At 67.9% G+C, this 17,752-nt stretch carries 19 protein-coding genes and 1 tRNA gene; 11 read left to right on the top strand and 9 right to left on the bottom strand.

Annotation, left to right across the window (positions count from 1 at the left end; all coding sequences use genetic code 11):
- Positions 1-27: 27 nt before the first annotated feature.
- The 6 genes from B3611_RS02370 (at position 28) to panB (ending at position 3,480) form a co-directional block, all read left to right on the top strand.
- Positions 28-804: a 3'(2'),5'-bisphosphate nucleotidase CysQ gene (locus B3611_RS02370; RefSeq protein ID WP_291313472.1), complete on the top strand. Its 777-nt coding sequence runs from the start codon at positions 28-30 to the stop codon at positions 802-804.
- A 31-nt stretch (positions 805-835) separates the two neighbouring features.
- Positions 836-1,636, top strand: coding sequence for a thymidylate synthase (locus B3611_RS02365; protein ID WP_291313471.1), 801 nt, complete (start codon positions 836-838; stop codon positions 1,634-1,636).
- Positions 1,633-2,112 carry a dihydrofolate reductase gene (locus tag B3611_RS02360; protein WP_291313470.1) on the top strand — a complete coding sequence of 160 codons (480 nt, stop codon included), beginning with the start codon at positions 1,633-1,635 and terminating at the stop codon, positions 2,110-2,112. The genes B3611_RS02365 and B3611_RS02360 overlap by 4 nt, the downstream gene beginning before the upstream one ends.
- Positions 2,112-2,357, top strand: a complete 246-nt coding sequence (locus B3611_RS02355) for a mycoredoxin (RefSeq protein ID WP_291313469.1) — start codon at positions 2,112-2,114, stop codon at positions 2,355-2,357. Before B3611_RS02360 ends, B3611_RS02355 begins: the two co-directional genes overlap by 1 nt.
- 17 nt (positions 2,358-2,374) lie before the next feature.
- Positions 2,375-2,447: transfer RNA gene (locus B3611_RS02350), tRNA-Arg, on the top strand.
- Positions 2,448-2,661: 214 nt separating this feature from the next.
- The gene (gene panB / locus B3611_RS02345; RefSeq protein ID WP_291313468.1) at positions 2,662-3,480 is read left to right on the top strand and encodes a 3-methyl-2-oxobutanoate hydroxymethyltransferase; all 819 of its coding nucleotides are present in this window, start codon (positions 2,662-2,664) and stop codon (positions 3,478-3,480) included.
- 7 nt (positions 3,481-3,487) lie between these two features.
- On the opposite strand, the gene panC is transcribed toward panB, so the two are convergent.
- Entirely contained in the window at positions 3,488-4,288 is an 801-nt protein-coding gene (gene panC / locus B3611_RS02340; RefSeq protein ID WP_291313467.1) for a pantoate--beta-alanine ligase, read from the bottom strand.
- A 127-nt stretch (positions 4,289-4,415) separates the two neighbouring features.
- Here panC and B3611_RS02335 point away from each other — a divergent pair, with 127 nt between their 5' ends.
- Entirely contained in the window at positions 4,416-5,333 is a 918-nt protein-coding gene (locus B3611_RS02335; protein ID WP_291313466.1) for a DUF1906 domain-containing protein, read from the top strand.
- A gap of 87 nt (positions 5,334-5,420) precedes the next feature.
- On the opposite strand, the gene B3611_RS02330 is transcribed toward B3611_RS02335, so the two are convergent.
- The 5 genes from B3611_RS02330 to B3611_RS02310 all read right to left on the bottom strand — a co-directional run bounded on the left by B3611_RS02330 (position 5,421) and on the right by B3611_RS02310 (position 10,360).
- On the bottom strand, positions 5,421-7,073 hold the full coding sequence (locus B3611_RS02330; protein WP_291313465.1) for a solute symporter family protein: 1,653 nt from the start codon (positions 7,071-7,073) through the stop codon (positions 5,421-5,423).
- A gap of 4 nt (positions 7,074-7,077) precedes the next feature.
- The gene (locus B3611_RS02325; protein WP_291313514.1) at positions 7,078-7,356 is read right to left on the bottom strand and encodes a DUF485 domain-containing protein; all 279 of its coding nucleotides are present in this window, start codon (positions 7,354-7,356) and stop codon (positions 7,078-7,080) included.
- A 345-nt stretch (positions 7,357-7,701) separates the two neighbouring features.
- Positions 7,702-8,538, bottom strand: a complete 837-nt coding sequence (locus B3611_RS02320) for an aldo/keto reductase (RefSeq protein ID WP_291313464.1) — start codon at positions 8,536-8,538, stop codon at positions 7,702-7,704.
- 16 nt (positions 8,539-8,554) lie between these two features.
- Complete coding sequence (locus B3611_RS02315; RefSeq protein WP_291313463.1) at positions 8,555-8,914, bottom strand: FKBP-type peptidyl-prolyl cis-trans isomerase; 360 nt, start codon at positions 8,912-8,914, stop codon at positions 8,555-8,557.
- Positions 8,915-9,064: 150 nt separating this feature from the next.
- Positions 9,065-10,360, bottom strand: a complete 1,296-nt coding sequence (locus B3611_RS02310) for a citrate synthase (RefSeq protein WP_291313462.1) — start codon at positions 10,358-10,360, stop codon at positions 9,065-9,067.
- Between the two features lie 240 nt (positions 10,361-10,600).
- Between B3611_RS02310 and serC the strand changes: the two genes are divergently transcribed.
- The 3 genes from serC (at position 10,601) to B3611_RS02295 (ending at position 13,752) form a co-directional block, all read left to right on the top strand.
- Positions 10,601-11,734 (top strand): phosphoserine transaminase, encoded by a 1,134-nt coding sequence (serC, locus tag B3611_RS02305; RefSeq protein WP_291313461.1) that lies wholly within the window; start codon positions 10,601-10,603, stop codon positions 11,732-11,734.
- A gap of 71 nt (positions 11,735-11,805) precedes the next feature.
- On the top strand, positions 11,806-12,867 hold the full coding sequence (sepH, locus tag B3611_RS02300; RefSeq protein WP_291313460.1) for a septation protein SepH: 1,062 nt from the start codon (positions 11,806-11,808) through the stop codon (positions 12,865-12,867).
- Between the two features lie 39 nt (positions 12,868-12,906).
- On the top strand, positions 12,907-13,752 hold the full coding sequence (locus B3611_RS02295; RefSeq protein WP_291313513.1) for a HAMP domain-containing protein: 846 nt from the start codon (positions 12,907-12,909) through the stop codon (positions 13,750-13,752).
- Between the two features lie 8 nt (positions 13,753-13,760).
- On the opposite strand, the gene B3611_RS02290 is transcribed toward B3611_RS02295, so the two are convergent.
- Positions 13,761-14,558, bottom strand: a complete 798-nt coding sequence (locus B3611_RS02290) for a TrmH family RNA methyltransferase (RefSeq protein WP_291313459.1) — start codon at positions 14,556-14,558, stop codon at positions 13,761-13,763.
- The gene (locus tag B3611_RS02285; protein ID WP_414646286.1) at positions 14,558-16,036 is read right to left on the bottom strand and encodes an NCS2 family permease; all 1,479 of its coding nucleotides are present in this window, start codon (positions 16,034-16,036) and stop codon (positions 14,558-14,560) included. Before B3611_RS02285 ends, B3611_RS02290 begins: the two co-directional genes overlap by 1 nt.
- A gap of 95 nt (positions 16,037-16,131) precedes the next feature.
- Here B3611_RS02285 and B3611_RS02280 point away from each other — a divergent pair, with 95 nt between their 5' ends.
- The gene (locus tag B3611_RS02280) at positions 16,132-16,827 is read left to right on the top strand and encodes a hypothetical protein (protein ID WP_291313458.1); all 696 of its coding nucleotides are present in this window, start codon (positions 16,132-16,134) and stop codon (positions 16,825-16,827) included.
- Positions 16,828-16,837: 10 nt separating this feature from the next.
- Here B3611_RS02280 and B3611_RS02275 read toward each other — a convergent pair whose 3' ends face one another.
- Positions 16,838-17,509, bottom strand: a complete 672-nt coding sequence (locus tag B3611_RS02275) for a DUF3027 domain-containing protein (protein WP_291313511.1) — start codon at positions 17,507-17,509, stop codon at positions 16,838-16,840.
- Positions 17,510-17,752 lie beyond the last annotated feature (243 nt).

Raw genomic sequence — 17,752 nt, 5'->3', positions numbered from 1 at the left:
GTGCAACTCTACGGTAGGGTCGTACCCATGACGGCTTCCTACTCAGACTCCCGCCTGACCAACCTCATTGCGCAGGGCACGGGGGAAATCCTCAAGGGGATCCGCGGGGTAGGCCTGCTCCGCGGCCGCGAGCTGGGCGAGGCGGGTGACGACCTCGCGCAGAACTGGATCGCCCGGGTGCTCGGCCAGCACCGCCCCAACGACGGTTTCCTGTCCGAGGAGGCCGCCGACAACCCCGAACGCCTGGGCAAGGAGCGCGTCTGGATCGTCGACCCGCTCGACGGGACCAAGGAGTTCGCCACCGGCCGCCAGGACTGGGCCGTCCACGTCGCCCTGGTGGAAAACGGGGTGCCCACCCACGCCGCCGTGGGCCTGCCGGACCTGGGCGTGGTGTTCAAGTCCTCCGACGTGCGCCACGTCACCGGCCCCTACGCGCGCAAGGTGGCGCTGTCGCGCAACCGTCCGCCCGCCGTCGCCCACGCCGTGGCGGATAGCCTCGGCTTCGAGGCAGTCGGGGTGGGTTCCGCGGGCGCGAAGGCGATGCACGTCCTCCTCGGTGACTACGATGCCTACGTCCACGCCGGCGGCCAGTACGAGTGGGACCAGGCCGCACCCGTCGGTGTCTCCCTCGCCGCGGGGCTGCACTGTTCGCGCCTCGACGGCTCCGAGCTGCGCTACAACAACGAGGACACCTACATCCCCGACCTGCTCATCTGCCGCCCGGAGCTCGCCGACGACATCCTCGCCGCCTGCGCCGCCTTCCGCGACGAGCACGGCACCTTCGACGGCGCCGCGGACAAGTAACAACGGATCTCACGAAAGGCTTCCTGCCTGCATGACTGTGCCCACCCCCTACGAGGACCTGCTCCGCGACGTCCTCACCAACGGCACCCCCAAGGGTGACCGCACCGGCACCGGCACCCTGAGCGTCTTCGGTCGCCAGCTGCGCTACGACCTCTCCGATTCCTTCCCCCTCCTGACCACCAAGCGCGTCTACCTCAAGGGTGTCGTGGGCGAGCTGCTCTGGTTCCTCCGCGGCGATTCCAACGTCCGCTGGCTGCAGGATAACGGCGTGCGCATCTGGAACGAGTGGGCGGACAAGGACGGCGAGCTCGGACCCGTCTACGGCGTGCAGTGGCGCTCCTGGCCCACCCCGGACGGGCGGCACATCGACCAGATCCAGGCCACCCTGGACACCCTGCGCTCCAACCCGGACTCGCGCCGCAACCTCGTCTCCGCCTGGAACGTCTCCGAGCTGAACAAGATGGCGCTCATGCCCTGCCACCTGCTCTTCCAGCTCTACGTGGCCGAGGGAAAGCTCTCGATGCAGGTCTACCAGCGCTCCGCCGACATGTTCCTCGGCGTGCCGTTCAACATCGCCTCCTACTCCCTGCTCACCCACATGTTCGCCCAGCAGGCGGGCCTCGGCGTGGGCGAGCTGATCTGGACGGGCGGCGACTGCCACATCTACAACAACCACATCGAGCAGGTGCGCGAACAGCTCTCCCGCGAGCCGCGTCCCTACCCGCGGCTGGTGCTGAACAAGGCGGCCTCGCTCTTCGACTACACCTTCGACGACATCGCCGTCGAGGGCTATGACCCGCACCCGACGATCAAGGCGCAGGTCTCCGTATGATCGGCGCGATCTGGGCACAGTCCGCCGACGGCATCATCGGCGACGGCGAGGGCCTGCCCTGGCACCTTCCCGAGGACCTGAGGCACTTCAAGCAGGTCACCCTCGGCCACCCCGTCATCATGGGCCGCCGCACCTGGGAGTCCCTGCCCGTCCGCCCGCTGCCGGGCCGCGCCAACCACGTCATCTCCTCGCGCGAACCGGGCCGCTGGTCCGACGGCGCGTTCGTCTCCCCCGACCTGCCCGACTTCGAGACCGACGCCTGGATCATCGGCGGGGCGCAACTCTACGAAGCCACCCTCGACGAGGTCGACATCATCGAGCTCACGCTTATCGACGTCCATCTCGCCGCCGAGCTCGGTTCCAGGGCCGTCCTCGCCCCGCGCATTGATGACAGCTTCGCGCTCGTGGGGGAATCGGGCTTGATGACGTCGACAAGCGGCCTGCGCTACCAATTCCAACGCTTCGAAAGGAAATAATGGTCATCTACGCCACCAGCTGGTGCCCCTACTGCCGCTCTCTGCTCTCCGCGCTGAAGAAGACGGACATGACGTTCGAGGTCGTTGACGTCGAGGCGCGTGGCAACGAGGAGGCCGCGGCATGGGTCGAGTCCGTCAACGGCGGCAACCGCATCGTGCCCACCGTGCGCTACGAGGACGGCACCCATGACACGAACCCGCCCTTCGCGCAGGTCAAGGCGAAGTATGAGGAGCTTGCCCGGTAGGGTACCCTGTTCGTGTTGCCCTAGTAGCTCAGTGGATAGAGCACGGCTCTCCTAAAGCCGGTGTCGGAGGTTCGATTCCTCTCTGGGGCACTTTTTCATTGCCTTTTCCGGCCGCGGTTGTTGGGCTTTCCGCGCCGGGCCGAGTTTTCCGCACCCCGCCACCCAAATGAGCGCCTATAAATGAGTACCAGTCCGGTGAAAACCCAGCCACCCGCAAAATCCACCAGACTGGCGCTCTTTTACGGGCGCTCATGTGGCTCTGTGCGGCCACCAACCCACCGACTCCCCGCCTACACTCTCCCCCATGACCACCTACCTCGCCCCCACCAAGAAGGTCCGCGTCTCCGACCTGAAGCAGAAGAAGGCGACCGGCGACAAGTGGGCAATGCTCACCGCCTACGACTACTCCACCGCCCGGGTCCTCGCGGACGCCGGGATCGAGTGCATGCTTGTGGGCGATTCCGCCGCCAACGTCGTGTTCGGTTACGAAAACACCAACCAGGTCTCCCTGGACGAGATGGCCTACCTCGGCGCCGCCGTCGTCCGCGGGGCCGGGAACGCTCTGGTCATCATGGACCTCCCCTTCGGCACCTACGAGGCCGGCGACGAGCAGTGCGTCCGCAGCGCCACGGAGCTCATCCGCCGCACCGGGGCCCACATGGTCAAGCTGGAGGGCGGCACCCGCATCGCCCCGCGCATCCGGGCGCTGAAGAACGCCGGCCTGGCCGTGTGCGCCCACGTGGGCTTCACGCCGCAGTCGGTGGACAATCTCGGCGGGTTCAAGGTGCAGGGCCGCGACGCCGGCGCCGAGCAGCTCACGCGCGATGTGGATGCGGTCGTCGAGGCGGGCGCGGACATGGTCGTGTTCGAGATGGTCCCCGCCGAGCTCGCCACCCAGCTCACCGCCTCCTGCCCAGTCCCCACCGTGGGAATTGGCGCGGGGGCGGGCACCGACGCCCAGGTTCTGGTGTGGCACGACATGGCGGACTTCCCCGCAGGAGCGCGCCGGCCGAAGTTCGTCCGCCAGTTCGGGGCGGCGGGCACCGAGCTCGGGCAGGCGGCCGCGGCCTACAAGCAGGCGGTGCACGAGGGCAGCTTCCCCACCCCCGGGCACTCCTTCTGACCCGGCGCTAGCCCACCGTCACTGCCACGTTGTCGATCAGCCGGGTGGTCCCCACCCGCGCCGCCACCAGCAGGCGTGCCGGCCCCCGGTAGCCTTCCGGCACCTCCTGCAGGTCGGGCGTCCGCAGGGTCAGGTAGTCGAGGTCGACGCCCGGGTTGGCGTCGAGAAGCGACCGCGCCCCCTCGTAGCTGCCGGTCGCCAGCGCCCGCGAGAGCGTGAGGGCCGTGGCGTGCTCGGTGTCCGAGAGGTAGCGGTTGCGCGAGGAGAGCGCTAGCCCGGTGCCCTCGCGGACGATGGGGCAGCCGTGCACGCGCACGGGCACATTCAGGTCCTCCACCATCTGCCGGATGAGCACGAGCTGCTGGTAGTCCTTCTCCCCGAAGAACGCGTCGGTCGCGCCGGTGAGCGCGAAGAGCTTGCTCACCACCGTCAGCACGCCCGCGAAGTGGGTCGGCCGCGAGGCGCCCTCGAGCACCTTCCCGAGCTCGCCGGGCTGCACGGTGGTGCGGGGCCCGGCCGGGTACATTGTGGCCACGCTCGGGGCGAAGACCGCGTCGACCCCCTCCCCCTCCAGCTTTTCGACGTCCTCCTCCAGCGTCCTGGGGTACGCCTCCAGGTCCTCGCCCGGCGCGAACTGCAGCGGGTTGACAAAGATGCTCACCACGACGGGCCCGCCCAGTTCACGCGCCTCGCGCACGAGGGAAAGGTGGCCCTCGTGGAGCGCGCCCATCGTCGGCACGAGGGCGAGGGTGTCCGGTTTGCCGAGGGCGTCGGCGAGGTCCTGCGGGGTGTGGGTGAGAACGGTCATGCCAGAGAGATTAGGGCCATGCCGCTTTGCGACGCCACCTGCCGGCCCACAACCACGGTGGTATGTTACGCAGGTAGACCTTTGTTGCCCGTGGGATTTCAGTGTCCCGTCAACCCGGGAGGTACCCATGCCCCGCCCGTCCATCGGCCGCGCGTTCAACCGCCGCCGCTTCCTCGCCTCCGCCGCCGCGGCCTCCGCCGCCGGGGCCCTCGCCGTCTCCACCGCGCCACGCGCCGCGGCCCAGAACGCGGTTTTGGGCACCGTTCTCGACTACTCCGCGGGCGTTCCCTCCGCCCGCTCCGTGAAGGCCGCCGGCCACTTGGGTGCCGTGCGCTACGTCTCCCAGCGCCGCCCGGGTGCGGACTGGATGCACGGCAAGCCCGTCAGCCTCGCCGAGGCCCAGGACTTCAAGGCCAGCGGGCTGGCCACGGCCTCGGTCTACCAGTTCGGAAAGGACGCGACCGCCGACTGGCTCGCCGGCGCCGCGGGGGCGGCGACCCACGCCCCGCAGGCGATCGCCCTGCACAAGGCCGCGGGCGGACCAACCGGACGCCCCATCTACGTCGCCGTGGACGACAACCCTTCGCGCGCCCAGTACGAGGGCCAGATCCGCCCGTATCTGCGCGCCTTCGGCGCGGCACTGGCGGCCACTGGCTACCAGACGGGCGTGTACGGCAACTACAACGTGATCCAGTGGTGCGTCGACGACGGCATCGGCAGCTTCTTCTGGATGCACGACTGGGGTTCGGGCGGAAAAGTTCATCCCCGTGCCCAGCTCCACCAGGTGTCGAAGCGCCAGGCACGCATCGACGGCATCGAGTGCGACATCAATGAGGTGCTCGCCGCCGACTGGGGCCAGTGGACCCCGGGCCAGGCTCCCGCGCAGACCGGCACGCAGCAGCCGGGGACACCGCAGCCGGGGACACAGCAGCCCGGCACCTCCCCCATCACCATCCCCGGCACCCAGATCCAGGTCACCCCGGAAATGGTCGAGCAGGCGGGCCAGCTGTCCAGCCAGGCGTCCTCCCGGTTGCCGGGCCGATAAGTCTCCGGGCGCCGATCCGGGGACACCAAAAAAGGGGCCGCGCCGAAGCGCAGCCCCTTTTCTCGTGCCGTTCAACAGCACGGCCGGTTAGTGGTCGACGGGCGCCTCCACACCGACACCGGTGAGCGAGCGGACCTCCATCTCTGCCTGGAGGTCGTCCAGGTTGTCCGGCTTTCCGATCATCGTGCCGACGATGCCGGCGAGGAAGGCGAGCGGGATGGAGATGATGCCCGGGCTGCTGAGCGGGAAGATGGACCAGTCGGCGTTCGGGAACATCGCGGACGGCGCACCGGAGACCGCCGGGGAGAAGAAGATGAGCACCAGGGCCGCAACCAGGCCCGTGTACATCGATGCCACGGCACCGGTGGTGTTGAAGCGCTTCCAGTACAGGGAGTACAGGATGGTCGGCAGGTTGGCGGACGCCGCGATGGCGAAGGCCAGGGAGACCAGGAAGGCGACGTTCTGCTTCATGGCCAGGATGCCGAGCACGATGGCGACGATGCCGATGACCACCACGGTGATGCGGGAGACGCGGACCTGTTCGGCCTCGGTTGCCTGGCCGTCGCGAAGCACGGCGTTGTAGATGTCGTGCGCGATGGAGGCGGAGGCCGTGATGGCCAGGCCCGCCACCACCGCGAGGACCGTGGCGAAGGCGACCGCGGAGATCAGCGCCATGAACACCGACCCGCCGAGCTCGAAAGCGAGCAGCGGTGCCGCGGCGTTTGCGCCACCGGGCGCCGCGAGGATGCGGTCGGGGCCGACGAGTGCCGCGGCACCGTAGCCGAGCACGAGCGTGAGCAGGTAGAAGGAGCCGATGAGCACGATGGCCCAGGTCACCGATTTACGGGCCTCCTTGGCGGTGGGCACGGTGTAGAAGCGCATGAGCACGTGCGGCAAGCCCGCGGTACCGAGCACCAGGGACAGGCCGAGCGACAGGAAGTCGATCTGCGTGGTCAGGTTCTTGCCGTACTTCATACCGGGCTTCATGATGTCCGCGGCGTCGTACCCCTGCTTCTGGATGTACTTGGAGGCGCCGTGCATGTTCACCGCGCCGTCGAAGAGAGTGCCGAAGCCGCCCTTGACCGTCACGAAGACGAGCACCGTCATGATCACCACGCCGCTGATGAGCAGCACAGCTTTGATCATCTGCACGTAGGTGGTGCCCTTCATCCCGCCGATGAGAACGTAGGCGATCATCACGATGCCGACGATGACGACGCAGATGGACTGCGCGGCGAAGGAGTGCAGGTTCAGCAGCACGGACACGAGGGAGCCGGCGCCGGCCATCTGCGCGATGAGGTAGAACAGCGAGACGAAGAGGGTGCCGAAGGCGGCGGCCACGCGGACCGGCTTCTGGCGCAGGCGGAACGAGAGTACGTCCGCCATGGTGAAGCGGCCCACGTTGCGCAGAGGCTCCGCCACGAGGAGCAGGGCCACCAGCCAGGCCACGAAGAAGCCGATGGAGTAGAGGAACCCGTCGTAACCCGTCAGGGCGATGGAGCCGACGATGCCCAGGAAGGAGGCCGCCGAGAGATAGTCGCCGGCGATGGCGAGGCCGTTCTGGGTGCCACTGAAGGAGGCGCCGCCGGTGTAGAAGTCGGCGGACTCCCCCGTCGTCTTCCCGGCCCGGGTGACGATGAACAGCGTGACGATAATGAAGACGGCGAAGATCGCGATGTTGAGGATGGGGTTGCCCACACCCTGGGCGTCCGCCCCCTCGGCGAGGAATACGGTCGTCATGGCTCTAGCCCTCCATCTCTTCGCGGATGTGCGCCGCTCGCGGCTCGATGTTCTTGTTGGCGTAATTCACGTACACCCACGTGATGAGGAACGTGGTGACGAACTGGAGAATGCCCAGCCAGATACCCACATTCAGGCCGAGCAGCGGCGTGGCCATGGCTTCCGGGAAGAACGTCGCAACGATGACGTACAGGACGTACCAGACGAAGAAGGCCACGGACGCGGGGAAGGTGAACCCGCGGTAGGCCTTGCGCAGTTCCTGGAACTCGGGGCTCTTCTGCATCGCCACGAACTCAGCCGGGGTGGGTTCCCGGCGGGTTGGGATTGGGGTCGATCCTTGGGACACGGCCTCATCCTTTCTTTTGTATGTCGCTTGAGCTGCAGTTACGGCCACCACGTGTGCGATCCGCAACTAGACAAAAAGAATGTAACCTAATCCACAGCGCTTTAAGTTACGTTTGCGAACCTATATTTTCGAAAGGTATGGCGATACCCCCGTCAACGCTCCCACCAGCGGGAACACCCGCACGCGTTTTTACCCCCACCCCTCCAGAAACATGGCTGGACGCGAAAGAAGGCCCGCCCACTGCGTGAACGGACCCTTCAGAACTTGGGGCTTGACGACGCCCTACTTCACGTCCCCGGGGAACTCCCGCGGATCACCGGACGTGCGACCTCCACCGACCCCGTCGAGCGCCGCGATGTCATCTGTGTCGAGGTTGACCTCCACCGCCCCGATGTTCTCAACGAGCCGCTGCGGGTTCGCCGTCTTGGGGATCACCGAGCAACCCATCTGCAGGAGGTACGCGAGAACAACCTGGGCCGGCGTCTTGCCGTGCTTGTCCGCGACGGCGACGATTTCGGGTGCATCGAAGTTCTCCCCGCGGGCAAGGGGTGCCCACGCCTCGGTGACGATGCCCTTCTCCCGGTGGTAGCTGCGCAGCTCCGGCTGGGTGAAGCCGACATGGAGCTCGACCTGGTTGAGGGCGGGTACGACACCGGTTTTCCCGATGATGTCGTCGAGGACCTCCTCGTAGAAGTTCGCCACCCCCACCGACTGCAGCTGACCCATCCCCTGCAGCTTCACCAGCTGCTCGAAGGCCTGGGCGTAGATGCCCTTCTGCGGCCACGGCCAGTGGACCAGGTAGAGGTCCATGAAGTCGAGGTTCAGGCGCTTGAGCGATTCCTGGTAGGCATCCGCGGCGCGGTGCTGGTCGTCGTTCCACAGCTTGGTGGTGACAAACAGCTCCTCGCGGGTGACGTCGCCCGCGGCAATCGCGGCGTTGATCGCCTTGCCCACCTGCTCCTCGTTGTCGTAGAAGGAGGCGGTGTCGATGTGGCGGTACCCCAGCTCGATGGCGGTGCGGACGATGGTGTCCACCTCGTCGCCCGCGAGCTTGTAGGTGCCGAGGCCCAGGAGGGGCAGATCGTAGCCGTCGTTAAGCGTGGTAACCGGAATTCGCATGCCCCTCATTGTGCCACTAGTTGGCGTCGAGCAGGTCGATCACGAAGATGAGGGTGCGGCCGGCGAGCGGGTGTCCCCCACCCGCGGGGCCGTACGCCTTTTCCGGCGGGATGGTCAGCTCGCGGCGGCCGCCGACCTTCATGCCGGGGATGCCCTCCTGCCAGCCCTCGATGAGACCGGCCAGCGGGAACTCGGCTGCCTCGCCGCGGTCCCAGGAAGAATCGAACTCCTCACCCGTCTCGTAGTCCACGCCCAGGTAGTGCACCTTGACGTATCCGCCCGCGACGGCCTCCTCCCCCTCTCCGAAGACGAGGTCCTCGATGACGAGGTCTACCGGGGCCGGCTCCTGCGGAACCTCAATGGTGGGCTTTTCCATGGTGAAATACTCCTTGATTAACGAATAACCGCCGAGAATGCTCACCCAATTATAAGGGAAACGCAATTCTCGGCGGTATTGGCGCTGAAATGGCGGTGTGCGCTGAGCTAAGGCACCCGGCGAGGCGGGCGTCTCAGCGGAGCGGTCCTCCTAGCGCTGGTCGCGCGGCACGTATTCGCGCTGCGGCGCACCGGTGTAGATCTGGCGCGGGCGGTTGATCTTGGTGTTCATCTCGAGCTGCTCGCGGTAGTGGGCGATCCAGCCCGGCAGGCGGCCGATGGCGAACAGGACGGTGAAGAAGTCCGTCGGGAAGCCCATGGCGCGGTAGATCAGGCCGGTGTAGAAGTCCACGTTCGGGTACAGCTTGCGGGAGATGAAGTAGTCGTCCTTGAGGGCGATCTCCTCGAGCTGCATGGCGAGGTCCAGCAGCTCGTCGCCGCCGAGGTGGTCGAGCACCTCGTGGGCGGTCTCCTTGACGATGGCCGCGCGCGGGTCGTAGTTCTTGTACACGCGGTGGCCGAAGCCCATGAGGCGGACACCCTTTTCCTTGTTCTTCACGCGGTTCATGAAGTCGGTGGCGTCGCCGTCGTGGTTGTTCTTGATGTCCTCGAGCATCTCCAGGACGGCCTGGTTGGCGCCGCCGTGCAGCGGGCCCGCCAGGGCGTTGATGCCGCCGGCGATGGAGACGAACATGTTCGCCTGGGCGGAGCCGATCATGCGCACGGTGGAGGTGGAGCAGTTCTGCTCGTGGTCCGCGTGCAGGATGAGGAGCTTGTCGAGTGCCTTGACCAGGATCGGGTCGACCTCGTAGGGCTCGGTGGGGTAGCCGAACATCATGCGGAGGAAGTTCTCGCGCGGGTTGAGCGAGTTGTCCGGGTACATGTAGGGCTTGCCCTGGGACGCACGGTAGGCGTAGGCCGCGAGCATCGGGACCTTGGCCATGAGGCGCACGGTGGCCTTGTCCAGCTGCTCCTCGTCCAGCGGGTTGAGCTGGTCCTGGTAGTAGGCGGAAAGGATGTTCACCGAGGAGGCCAGGACGGCCATCGGGTGCGCGTTGCGCGGGAAGACGTTGAAGGCAGCCTTGAAGTCCTCGTCCAGCAGCGTGTGGTGGCGGATCTCCTCGTTGAAGGAGTCCAGCTGCTCGCTCGTCGGCAGCTCGCCGCGGATAAGGAGGTAGGAGACCTCGTTGAAGGTGGCGTTCTTCGCCAGGTCCGCGATGTCGTAACCGCGGTAACGCAGAATGCCCTCGTCACCGTCGATGTAGGTGATCTTCGACTCGGTGGAGCCGGTGGAGACGTAACCGGGGTCGAAGGTCACCAGCCCGGTCTGGCCGAGGAAATTGCCCAGCACGACACCGTCGTTGCCTTCGGTGGCGCGCATGAGATCCATCTCGTACTCACCACCCGGGTAGTGAAGCACGGCTTTGTCATTGTTTTCAGAAGCCACTTTTAACCTTTCCACGAAATAGGGTTGCTCCCCCATCAAACGCAGCTGTACTTACCGACGTCACGGCTGACATCGCGGCCACTAAACGTCAAAGGAGGATCTACGGGAAGTTATCGTAGCAAAGGTTGTGATAGGCACGACATCGTTCCCCCTCTTTCGCCCCCACCACACATACCCTCTAGTGTTATGCTCGGAGCATAATATTATGCAAAGTTCGCAACTTCCTACAGAAGGATCCCCATGAGCGCGTTCCCCGTCATTCCCGCCAGCCTTCTCCCCGACGACGGCCGCTTCGGGTGCGGCCCGTCCAAGGTCCGCCCCGCCCAGATTGACGCCGTCGTCCGCGGCGCGGAGACCATCATCGGCACCTCGCACCGCCAGCCGGCGGTGAAGAACGTGGTCGGGGAGGTCCGCGACGGCCTTTCCCAGCTTTTCCAGCTTCCCGACGGTTACGAGATCGTTCTGTCCCTCGGCGGCGCCACGGCCTTCTGGGACGCCGCCACCTTCGGCGTCATCGAGAACAAGTCGGCCCACCTGACCTACGGGGAGTTCTCCTCCAAGTTTGCTAAGGCCGCGAAGACGGCGCCCTGGCTCGCGGAGCCGGAGATCGTCGACTCCGAGCCCGGCACCGCCCCCGACCCGGCGGCACTGTCCGGCACCGACGCGGATGTGGTCGCCTGGGCGCACAACGAGACGTCGACAGGCGCGATGGTGCCCGTGACCCGCCCCAACGACTCCTCCCTCGTGCTCATCGACGCCACCTCCGGCGCCGGCGGGTTGCCGGTGGACATGTCGCAGGCCGACATCTACTACTTCTCCCCGCAGAAGTGCTTCGCCTCCGACGGCGGCCTGTGGCTCGCGGCGATGAGCCCGGCCGCCCTCGAGCGCATCGGGAAGGTTTCCGGTTCGGGCCGGTTCATCCCCGCCTTCCTCGACCTGCAGACGGCAGTGGAGAACTCGCGGAAGAACCAGACGTACAACACCCCGGCCGTCGCCACGCTGCTCATGCTCGCGGACCAGGTGTCGTGGATGAACGACAATGGTGGCCTTGCGGGCATGGTCGAGCGCACCACCGCCTCGTCGCGCGCCCTGTACTCGTGGGCGGACTCCCACGAGCTGGCCGCCCCATATGTCAAGGACGAGGCGACGCGTTCGCTCGTGGTGGGCACGATCGACTTCGACGAGTCCGTTGACGCCGCCGCGCTGGCCAAGGCTCTGCGCGAGAACGGGGTGCTGGACACCGAGCCGTACCGCAAGCTGGGCCGCAACCAGCTGCGCATCGGCATGTTCCCCGCGATCGAGACCGCGGACGTGGAGAAGCTCACCGGAGCCATCGACTTCCTGCTGGACGCGGGCGTCGGGCGCACCCAATAGGGCCTGCACGTCAGTTAAGCTGAGGGATGTTCACGCTGCCCCGCAGCACCCCGATGGCCGAAGGAGACCCGATGCGCGAGCTGCACCTCATCGAGGAGGAATCGACGCCCACGTTTTACGTCCTGCGTGACGTGGATGGCGTCCGCTACCAGCTTGCGCGCGCAGAGGTCCACGTCGGCGGCACCGGGTCGGCGGAGCCCGCCGGGCAGAGCGGGTCCACCGTCACATCCCTCTCCGCCTACGGCGGGTTCACCGGCCCCGAAACAACCGGGGCGACGGAGGACCTCGGCTTTGCGCCCGACCACGTCGACCAGGAGCCGCTCGATGTCGAGATCGTCGAGGCCGAGGTTGTGGAGGAGCATGCGGAGCCGGAACCGCCGGCCCGCCCGGGGGATGACACACCCACGTTCCGGGCGATGGCCCGGGAGCGCCCCCTCCCCGAGCCCGACCCCCTGTTTTCCACCCCGCTGTCCATGCGCCCGAAGGAAATCCAGGCACGTATCCGCGCAGGCGCCACCGCCGAAGAGCTCGCCGATGAGATGGGCGTTGCCGTCAGCCGCCTCGAGGCCTACGCCCACCCCGTCCTGCTGGAGCGCATCCAGGTCGCCGACGCGGCTAAGCAGTCCCACCCCGTGCGCGAGGACGGTACCGCGAAGCTGACCCTATTCGAGATCCTCGCCACCGCGTTCGCGGCGCGTGGCCACTCGGTCTCCGACGCCACCTGGGACGCCACCCGCGAACCCGGTGACGACTGGGTCGTCCACGTCACCTGGCAGGCCGGCCTCTCGGAGAACGAGGCCCTGTGGTCCTTCAGGCGCACCATGGGGGCGCCTGCCACCACCGAGGCGCGCAACGCGGTCGCCGCGGACCTGACCGACCCCGACTTCGTCCAGCCCGTGCGCTCCCTCACGGCCGTCAACACCCGCCCGGGGCGCGGGCGCGGTGACGAGCCGGGGGCGGAGGCCGTCCCCGAAGCGGGCGCGGAGCAGGCCGAGGAGTACGCCGAGGGCGACTTCCTCCAGCACCCGGACGCTGAAAGTCAGCCCCAGAAGCGCACCCGGCGCGCCGTTACCCCGCACTGGGAGGATGTTCTGCTCGGCGTGCGCACCAACACCAAGCGTCCGCGCAAGTAGGATTTTCCTTATCAATCGGACTGGCAGGAAGGCCCCGTGATGAACTACCCGGCTGTAGTCACCCTCTGGTTTGTGAACACCGCGGAGCCCGCCAAGGTGCTGGCCAACGAACCTCGCGCCGACCGGGGTTTCGGCCGCAAACTCCTCGCCCAGCTCAACCCGGCGTGGCCCATCACACCGATCGGTGAGTTCCCCCTGAACCGCTCCTCCACCCCGGGCCGCGACGAGTTCTACATCGCGGGGTACCCGGGTGTCGCGGTGGTGCAGACCTTCGTCGAGGACGTCAGCGTGCTCTCCGAGGCCGTCCCGCAGCTGCGCGCCTGCCTCCCCTCGGCCGACACCTACATCTTCGCCGCCGGCACGGACAGTGACTTCGCCGGCTTCGCCCACTACTCGGGCGACACGGTGCGCCGCGCCTTCGCCTCCACCCGTGACGCCGTCCTCGAGGATGTCGGGTTGCCCGACCCCTTCGAGATGCCCTACTGGGCGGGTGAAAAGGCGGAGCAGGTGGGCGGTATCTCGCTACCCTTCGTACCCAAGGACCTCGCCCGCGCCGCCGAGGAGAGCTGGATCGGCGTACCCGTCTCCCCTGAGGGTCCGGACATCCATGTCGTGGGCTACGCCGTCGACGGCCGCCCCGAGCCGAAGATAGAGAAGGCCAAGGCGCCGGTGAAGAGCGTCACCGAGGTGGCCACGCGCTTCGCGGAGAAGGACAAGGACTACGACGACTACGAGGTGGCGGTCCCCGACGAGGGCGGCGACGAGTTCGCGCAGCTTGCCGACGCCTCCCTCGCGGCGGCCCGGCGCGTCGGGCGCAGCCTGCGGCGCGGCGCGGCGCATCTGCGCGAGCGCCTGGTCGAGCGCATCCGCCACGCGGACCATTAGGCGCGCGCCTAACGCATCCGCTCGTAGAAGGCGATCGCGGCGGACGTTGCCACGTTGAGGGAATCCGTCCCCTCAGCCATGGGGATCTTCGCCCGCACGTCGGTGGCGCGCATGGCGTGCTCGGTAAGCCCCGGGCCCTCGGCGCCGACGAGCAGGGCCACCTTCTCCCGGCCCGCCAGGGCCTCGGCGATGTGGACGGCATCGTCCGACGGGGTCATCGCCACGATCCACCACCCCTCGTCGCGCAGCTGCTGCAGGGAGCGCTGCCACGTCGTCCCGGTTCCCTCCAGGTGGGCGAAGGGCAGGCGCAGGGCGTGGCCCATGGACACGCGCACGCTGCGCCGGTACAGCGGGTCGGCGGTGCCCGCGCCGAAGAGGACGCCGTCGACGCCCATGCCTGCTGCGTTGCGGAAGATCGAGCCGATGTTCTCGTGGTCCCCCACGCCCTCCAGCACGACCACCGTGCGGGCGCCCGCAATGACGTCGTCCACGCTCAGGGGCTGGGGGCGCTCCCCCACAGCCAGCAGGCCCCGGTGCATGTCGTAGCCGGCCACCTCACCGAGGATCGCGCGGGTGACCTCGTAGACCGGGACGTCCGCGGGCAGCTGGTCGCCGAAATCGTCGAGGAAGGAGTCGAGCCGCCCGCCGAAACCGATGACGCTGCGCACCGGGAAGCGGGACTCCACGAGCCTGCCGCATACAAGGGGCCCCTCGGCAAAGACGAGGTCCTTCTTGGCGTCGGAGTGCTTCAGGTCGCGGATGTCGTCGAGGCGGGCATCGGCGGGGTCGTCGATAAGCGTGCGCATCAGCCCAGCGCCGCCATGATCGGGCCGTGGGCGAAGAAGACCACGAAGAGGGCGGAGATGAGCCACATGATCCAGTGGATCTCCCGCGCCCTGCCGGCGAAGAGCGCCATGAGCGTGAAGGCGATGAAGCCCACGCCGATGCCGTCCGCGATGGAGTAGGTGAACGGCATGGTCACGATGGTGAGGAAGGCCGGCAGCGCGATGTGGAAGCGGGACCAGTCGATGGTGCCCACCTGCATCATCATGAGCGCGCCCACCACCACGAGCACGGGAGCGGCGGCCTCGATCGGGACAGTCTCGTAGAGGGGGGTGAAGAACATCGCGAGGAGGAAGAGCACACCGGTGACCACGTTTGCCAGACCGGTGCGCGCGCCGTCGGCGATGCCCGCGGAGGAGTCGACGAAGACCGTGTTGGAGGACGAGGAGGCGCCGCCGCCGAGCACCGCGCCGAAGCCCTCGACGACGAGGGCGCGCTTGAGGTTGGGCAGCTCGCCCTTCTCGTCGGCGAGGCCCGCCTGGCGGCCCAGGGCCGTCATGGTGCCCATGGCGTCGAAGAAGTTGGCCAGGACGAGGGTGAACACGAGCAGCGAGGCGGCGACCACACCGACGTGGACGAATGCACCGAAGAGATCGACGTCGCCGACAATGGAGAGGTCCGGGAGCCCGCCGAGGGAATCCGGCAGCCCGGGCACCGCGAGGGACCAGCCGGCCGGGTTGTTCACGGACGAGCCCGCGCCCACGACGTGCTCCACGATGACCGAGATGACCGTGGTGAGCACGATACCGATGAACAGGCCCCCGGGGATGTTGCGCGTCACCGCGAACCCGCAGATGACCAAGCCGATGACGAAGACGAAGGTGGGCCAGGAGGCGATCGATCCGTCGATGCCCAGCTGCACGGGCACCGTGGTCATGGCGGCATCGGGGATGCGGCGGACGAATCCGGCGTCGACGAGGCCGATGAGCGCGATGAACATGCCGATGCCCACCGACATCGCGGCCTTCATCGAGTCGGGGATCGCGCGGAAGACGGCCGTGCGGAACCCGGAGAGGGCCAGCACGCAGATGACGATGCCGTCGAGGACGACCAGGCCCATCGCCTCCGGCCAGGTCAGACCCTGCTGCCCCACGAGGGTCACCGCCACCATGGTGTTGATCCCCAGGCCCGTCGCGATGCCGAAGGGGTACTTCGCCACCACGCCGAAGAGAATGGACATCAGACCGGCGGCCAGCGCGGTCGCGGCGGCGACCTGGGGGATGCCGAGCACCACGCCGTTGCGGTCCGCGCTCGTGCCGATGATGAGCGGGTTCAGAAGCACGATGTAGGCCATCGCAAAGAAGGTGACCACGCCACCGCGCACCTCGGTTCCCACCGTGGAGTGGCGCTCCGTGATGTGGAAGTATCGGTCGAGCGCGCCGCCGGGCCGCCGGGCGGGCCTTGTGCTTTCGGGCAGCGCTGTGGATCCGCTGGTGCTCACGTGTGGGTCCCCTTTAACGGTCGAGCGTATGGCATTTTTTCCGTCTTAGACTGTCACCGAGCGAGGCAAAAAACAAAACCTGAGGAGTATTTTTCGTGCACGTCTTCACCTTCGCAGTCGCGGAGGGCGCGGTGGTCGACGCCGCCGCCTACGCAGCCGCCCTCCGCGGCCTCGGTGTCCCCGCCACGGAACTCAACCGCCTGCGCGTGCGGCTCTCCATGGTCTCCGGTACCCGGCGCGCCGTCGTGGAGGTCACCCGCGGGGGCGTCGCGTTGACACTGCGCCCGCTCCCCCCTGCGCCCGACGAGATCACCGTCGACTCCTCCCCCGTCCGCGACGAGCGCACGGCACCCGGCTGTTTCGGACCGGACCTCGGGTGGCAGAGGTTCACCCTCGCCTCGCTGCCGGCCCATGAGGGCCTGCTTGTCGACGCCCACTCCCGCGTCCCCCAGGCCATCGCCGCGCCCCTGCTGACCGTCGCGGCCGACGGGAGCGCCCGCGTGGGCGTGTCCACCCACCCCGCCACCACACCCTCCATCGCGATGGACGGTGTGCTGGCCATCCTTTCCCGCAGCGGGGCCGAGGTGGTTGAGCACCCCCGGGGATTCCGGGTGGCGGCGCTGATGGGGGCGGAGACCTGGGTGGTCGACCCGGTTCACGGTGCTCGGCTGGTCGCGGGCTGGCGCGAGTACGGCACCACCGCGCGTGGCCGGCTCGCCCTCGACCGGGCCGGGTTGCCCACCCACCGGGAGGTCAACGAGGCACGCCGTGCCGCCGCGGTGGCGCTGTGAGGGAGCGCGGTTAAAACACCGGCCGCTCGTCGTCGTACAGCCCCGCGGCGTCCGGTGCCGAATCCCCGTCGATGACCGTGTCCGAGTGTGCGCCGCAGCCATAGCTTGCTGCGACAACGTGTCCGTCGGCGGAAAACTCGTTGACGCACACGCCGAAGTTGTCACCGACCGGCTCCCCCATTGGGACCCAGAAGGCGCAGCTGCGGCAGTGCATGGCCGCCTTCTCCGCGAACTCACTGTTCGGGCCGTAGTCCCCCGTGCGCCACCGCTTCTTCGCCTCGTCGAGCCCCCCGGTTGTGAGGTAGTGCTTGGTTTCGCGCCCCACGAACGTCACCGCGCCGCGGGAGAAGGAGTCGTCCGTCAGGCGGTCGTCATCGGGCGCGGGCTCCATGAGGTCGCCCGGTCCGAGGTCCCCGGGGCGCAGCCGCTCGGAGTAAGGCACCCAGTCCGGCGCCTCGAGGGCGTCCCCCGTCGGTGACGGCACGAGCGCGACCTCGTTGACGGTGACGCTGTCCGAGCCCGTCGCACAGGCCACGACGGCGTTCCACTCCCACCCCGGGTACCCGGGCACGTCCGCCGCAAACCGGTGGGTGGCCACGTTCCGGCCAACGCCAACGACACCGGTGTGCTCCCCCACCTCCCCCTCCGCGATCTCCGCGAGGGCCTCCCGGGCTGTGGCCACGGCGGCGGCGCTCAGCAGGGGGTTCGACCGCTCCCCGCCGCGGCGCTCCCGGGCGTTCTGCGCTCCCCGGCCGCGCCGGCCTTGCTGGCCCCGCGGGCGCCGGGAGTGTGACGAGCTGGATGTTCCGGACGTTTCAGACACGTTTCCATTATGCGCGAGGCGGAGCATGATGGTGCCCATGGCCCGCATCTTCCCCCTCCAGCCCGCGATAATCCGCGCCACCGCCGCCGCGGCCGCCGCACT

This window comes from Corynebacterium sp. UBA2622 (assembly GCF_002339505.1).
Lineage (GTDB): Bacteria > Actinomycetota > Actinomycetes > Mycobacteriales > Mycobacteriaceae > Corynebacterium.
This window is presented reverse-complemented; position numbering and strand designations above follow the sequence as displayed.